Source organism: Stieleria sp. (assembly GCF_041595215.1).
Classification (GTDB): Bacteria; Planctomycetota; Planctomycetia; order Pirellulales; family Pirellulaceae; genus Stieleria; species Stieleria magnilauensis.
In genome coordinates, this window is the sequence record NZ_JBFHKV010000533.1 from 1 (window position 1) to 5639 (window position 5639).

Annotated in this window: 2 protein-coding genes and 1 pseudogene; all 3 read left to right on the forward strand. The window is 60.3% G+C overall.

Annotated elements, in window-relative coordinates:
- Window positions 1-471 (forward strand): annotated as a pseudogene (locus ABX749_RS19465) (hypothetical protein); the annotation flags it as partial.
- Window positions 472-499: 28 nt separating this feature from the next.
- Window positions 500-2449, forward strand: coding sequence for a BatA domain-containing protein (locus ABX749_RS19470; protein WP_372897433.1), 1950 nt, complete (start codon window positions 500-502; stop codon window positions 2447-2449).
- A 68-nt stretch (window positions 2450-2517) separates the two neighbouring features.
- The coding region (locus ABX749_RS19475; protein WP_372897434.1) for a hypothetical protein at window positions 2518-5639 on the forward strand (3122 nt) is incomplete at its 3' end.

Consider the following 5639-nt stretch of genomic DNA (forward strand, 5'->3'; position numbering starts at 1 on the left):
CGTTCCACGGCGGATCACCAGCTGGAGGTGTTACATGCACTCGCTCGGCCTCAAGATCACCCGGCGTGTGAAACCGCGCGTGTCTTGCACGAGGTGGCCGAGCTTTCGCCGCGGCGCGGATTGAAGGTGTTGATCAGCGATTTCTATTTTCAGCCGGAGGAACTTGCCGACGCCTTCGCCCATTTTCGGCACTATGGACACGAAATGATCGTGTTCCATGTTCTGACGCCGTTGGAAACCGCAATGCCCGTCTCTGGGCCGGTGCGATTTCGCGATCTGGAAACCGGCGAAGAAATTGTGACGCAAGCCGAAGCGATTCGCGACGAGTTCGTCAGCGCCGTCAACGAGTGGCAGACCGAATTGAAGACGCTGTGTCAAATGCACGAAATCGATTACCTGGCGATCGATTCAGAAACGCCGCTGCCGATCGCGTTGCGTGAGTATTTCCAACGTCGCAGCGAACTGTTTTGACGCCCTTCCCGCTTGATCTTCCCATTCCATGAACTTGATGCACCTCGGATTCCTGGCGGCCGGCGCCGCGGCAATGACGTTGCCGTTGTGGATCCATTTGTTGCTGCGTCAGAAAGCGACGTCGATGGAGATCGGATCGATACGGTTCGTCAAACAAGTCGTCCGACGAACGAAGAATCGACAACGGATTCAACGTTGGATCCTGCTGGCGTTGCGGGCGCTGGCGGTGTTGTTGCTGGGATTGCTGTTTGCACGACCGTTTTTTCCTGAAACGCCCGCCGATGGAAGCACGCGCGAGGTCGTGATTCTGATCGATCGTTCGGCGAGCATGAGTGCACGGCAAGCAAACGGCGCCGCGGCAATTCAAAACGCGATCCAGCGGGCGAAAGCCTACCTTGCCACCCTGGGGTCGGAAACTCGCGTTCATCTTGGACTGTTCGATGCCGCCGGGGTTCAACCTCTCTCCCTAAACGAACTCGACGCGGCCACGACATCCTCCATGGCGACGCGTTACGACGAAGCGTTTGATTGGGCGGCCGATCTGCTGGCGGCGTCGACGCGCGCCGATCGCAGTCTGATGGTGCTCAGCGACCTGCAGCAACTGGGACCTTCGCCGGCCAACCTGTCCGCGTTTCCCGCAGAGGTGTCGGTGCGAATCGAAAACCCCGCCCCGGCCATCGCGCAGAACCTGGCCATCGAATCGGCCCTCGCAACCCAAGTCGAACTGCGTCCCGGTGTGCCCGTTGCGGTGGAGATCCAATTGGTCAACCACGGCGCGTTCCCGGTGATCGGTGCGCCGTTGCGGATGGAACTGAGCGGCCCGCGCAGCCCGATCGTCATCGAACGAGCCGTTTCTTTGGCCGCGGGGCAACGGAATTCCTTGCGGTTGGAGTTGCCGATCGAAACAGCGGGCCTGTATCGCGGCTCGGTATCGGTGGATTTCGACGACCCGTTGGCCTGGGACAACCAGCGTGCGGTCGCGTTGGAAGCTCGGCATCCCGACCGCCTGCTGCTGGTTGACGGAGACGCGGGGAGCAAGGCTTGGGAAAACGAAACCTATTTCATCGAAACCGCACTGCGACTGCGAACACCGGTGGGGGACGGACCAGCCAGGACGTTTGAAGTGGAACGTTTGGTTTGGGATCGTGGGTCGGGTTTTCCTGACCTGGCCGGTTTTCGATTGATTGTCATCGCCAACGTCAGTCGCTTTACCGACCGAGATGCCGGACGATTAAACGCCTTCGTTCAAGGTGGCGGCAATGTGCTGTGGTTTCCCGGCGACCGTTCCACCGACGCGGTGCACGAGCGGTTGACGGCTGCCGGCTTGCTGGGCAAGACGACGTTTGGCCGTGTCACCGACACCGTCGCACGCGTGCAGGAATTTGACGTCGATCATCCTGCACTTCGGCCCTTTGCCGATCCCCAGCATGGCGATCTGCGACGGTTGACGGCCAGACGCGTGTTGCCGATTCAATCTGCCGATCCCGATGCGGATGTCCTGATTCGAAGCCGCCGTTGGCCGTTGGTGATCAGCCACCCGACCGGTGCCGGACGATTCGTGTTTGTCGCAACGTCGGCCGACAGGAGTTGGAATGACTGGCCGCAAAACCGTTTGTTCGTCCCGCTGATTCGCCAGTTGGCCGCATGGCTGACCGGCCAATTGGAACTGCGGCAATCGGTGCAAACGAAAAACATCGATCACCCCGATCAGGTTCCGGGAATACAGATCGATGGCGATGCGGTGGTCGTCCGTCACGTCGATCCCGCTGAATCTCAGATCAATCGTTTCGCCGTCGAAGCCTTCCGTGAAACGCTCGGATTGCCGGAGCATTCAGTCGTGACCGCCGAAACGGATCGCCGCCAACAGTACACGCCCGAAGGGGTTGCCCGGGCCGATGAAAAGTGGCCTTGGGTGGTTTGGATGCTGATCGGTGTCTTGAGTTCAGAATTAATCCTTGCAAGTCGAGTGCATGAGTGATGAAATGGGCCAACGCCATTGTTGATGGCCGGGCCGAGAATCGCGTCCTTTTTCGAGTTTGATCGATCATGAGCATTGCCGAACCCGCCCCCCGCTCTCCCAGTCGACCGGTCGCGGTTCCGATGCCGGGGGCGCACCATCAGCAGCTGGATCGTCTAAAGAACCAAGAACGGCAACGACGATTCGTCATCGGCGTGTTGGCGTTGATGTCGTCTCTGGCGGTCTTGATCGGCCTGACCGCAACGACGGACTTTTACCTGGAACTCGCCCCGTCGCTGCGATTGCTGCTCTGGGGCTGCATCCTTGTAGCGATCGCAACCGTGTGCGTCGTGCTTCGGGGCTGGCTGAGCTTTGATGCGATCGATGCGGTTTGCCAGACCGAGAACGCTTGTCCGGAATTGGGGCAACGCCTCCGCACCAGCCACGACTACCAACATCATCCCGACTCGGTCTCGGCCGCTGATCCCGAGTTGCTCGGCGCGCTCGAAACGCAGACGCAGGAACAGGTCCTTCGTCGTCCGCTGGCGCCACTGGGAAACTCATGGCCGATCGGAGCGCTGGCCGGATTTTGTCTGATCGCGGGATGCTTGTGGCTAACGCTGTTTGTGATTTCTCCCTCGTGGCGCGTCGCCAGCGGACGCCTGCTGTTTCTGCCACTGCACTACTCCGACGTTGAACTTGAAACGTTGCCGGAATATGTGGACCGGGGAGACGATTTGGTGGTGCGGCTTCACGTCGCCGGACGCCCGATCGAATCCGCCGTCATTCGATATCGAACCGACGCTGCCGGTCAGTGGAACGAAGTCCCGGTGACGTCGGAAACTGAATCGCTTTTGCTCGGTGAATTGACCGCGGTGGTGCCGGATTGCCAAGACGATTTGGAACTGCAGGTTTTGGCGCGGCCGCTGGAATCAGAGATCCAGAAAATCGCGGTCCGGCTTCCGCTGGCGGTGGAACAATGGAACGCTTCGGTCGCGCCGCCGGCGTACACGGGGTTGCCGGTCGAGGAGGGGCCGGCCGATGGGCTGCGGATCCCAGAAGGCTCCCGCGTTGAGTTGAGTGCCCGCTACAACCGACCGCCCGCGTCCGTCCAGGTTGACGTGACCCCGACCGACGCGTCCGCCCCTGTCGCTTCCCTCGACCATTCGACCGCCAAATTCGCGATCGACGCCGCTGCGGTTCCGATCGATGTCGCTATCCACGCCCGATCGACCGATGGCGTTTCCGACGATGCATCGATGCACCTGAACGTGCTCCGCGACCGCGCCCCGGTGCTCAAGTTTCTCAGTCCGGAACCGGATGCCGAAGCGATTGCGACGAGCGAATTACGATTCACCCTCGAAGCGTTCGACGACTACTCCGTCGGAACCGTTGAGCTTCGTTACCGCGTGGACGATGGTCGCGAACAAACGCTCTGGAAGAGTTCCGTCGACGAGTCGGCTGCCGCAATGGCCCACAGCGTCACGTTGCCACTGGAGGATCTGAATGTTTCTTACCCCCAGGCGATCACCTATTACGCCGTCGCGGTTGACAACCGCATGCCGCAACCGCAACGTACCACCAGCGAGTTGCGTTTCATTGATATCCGACCGTTTTCACGCGATTACGAATTCAGCGAGAGTCAGTGCAATTGTCAGGGCGAGTGCTTGACGCTGGAAAAGCTGATCAAGCAACAGCGTCAAACCCTGGGACAAACCTTTGTCGTGACGCAGACGGCGGATCGCCCGCCAGCTGACTCGCGTCGTGTCGCCGAACAGTTGTCGTCGCAACAGGCTGCATTGTTGGAGCAGACCGAGACGTTGACCGCCGCATTGGAGCAGAAGCTTGGCCCGATGCCCACGCTGACCACCGCGATCGACTGGATGACCGATGCGGTCGAAGATCTGCAATCGGAGGCATTCGAGTCCGGACTGAACGCCGAAGAAAAGGCGTTGGCCAACCTGATCGCGGCGCGACGGAATCTCCGCAACATTTTGAAACAAGGGAGTTCGCAATCCCAAATGGTTCGCCAGGTCGATCAAAACCTCAAGGACAAGGTGCGCAAGCCGCCACAGGATCGCAAGGAAAAACAGGAACAACAGCTTGCCGACGTGCGCAAACAACTGGAACAATTGGCCAAGAATCAAGAAAGCTTTTGCCAATCGGCTGGGGCATGCAAACAAGCCGCCTCGTCGGGCCAATCAGCCCCATCAGCGAACTCGAACGAATCACCGCCTTCAGCGGACGAACTCGCCAAGCAACAACAGCGGGACCACGCCAAGGCACGCGAAATCCAGCAACAGCTCTCCTCGGGCCGATTCGGCCAGCTTGCACCGCAACGTGTCGGCCAGGCCGCCGCATCGATTCAATCCAGCGCCGAGTCCCTGTCCGATGAAAAGCTGAACGAACAAAACTACGACGACGCGATCAAACAAGCCGCAACGGCCGCCGAGCAATTGAGACAGCTTTCTGATCATTTGGCCCAGCGACACGGGCCCAATTTTGATGAAAAACTTGCCGCGGCGAAACGCGATGCGGAACGGCTCGCCGATGACCAAAAACAATGGACTGAATCGTTGGCCGACGGACAGTCCCCAAGCGGCACTCCCTCGGCAGCCGAAGCGGAGCAACACAAATTGGCAGATCGCGCCGAACAACTCGCGGATTTGACCGATCAGTTGCTGGCCGAATCGACCGATCAGGAGTGGCACGTCCAGGACACGCTTGCCAAAACGCTCGCCGAGAATCCGCCACAGCGTTCCGCTTCGACGATGAAATCGGCGGCCGATGCGGCCGGACGCCGTCAACTCGATGCTGCATCCTCCCACGGCCTGCGGGCATCGGAGTCGTTGCAGCGTCTGGCGGCGGGGCTCGATCGTGTCCAGCAAGCGATGGGGCCGGCACAGCTCGAAACGCTCAAGCAAGCGGAACAACGTGCCGCGAGCTTGTTAAAAGAATTGCGGCGAGCGAACACCAAGGCACAGCAAGCGATCGCCGCGGCGGAAACGAGCCGCTTTGCCCAATCGCTGGCTCCGCTGGCCGCCAACGACGCGGAACTGGCCAGGGCCATCGACGCGCTACCCGAATTTGCAACCGCGCCGACCACCCTCGTCGATGGGTTGCGGGCGATCGATGAAGTGCTGCAGCGGAGGATTCAAGAAGCCGTCTTGAGCGGCGTGATTCAGCAAGCCACCGGCCCCGTGCCGCCGGA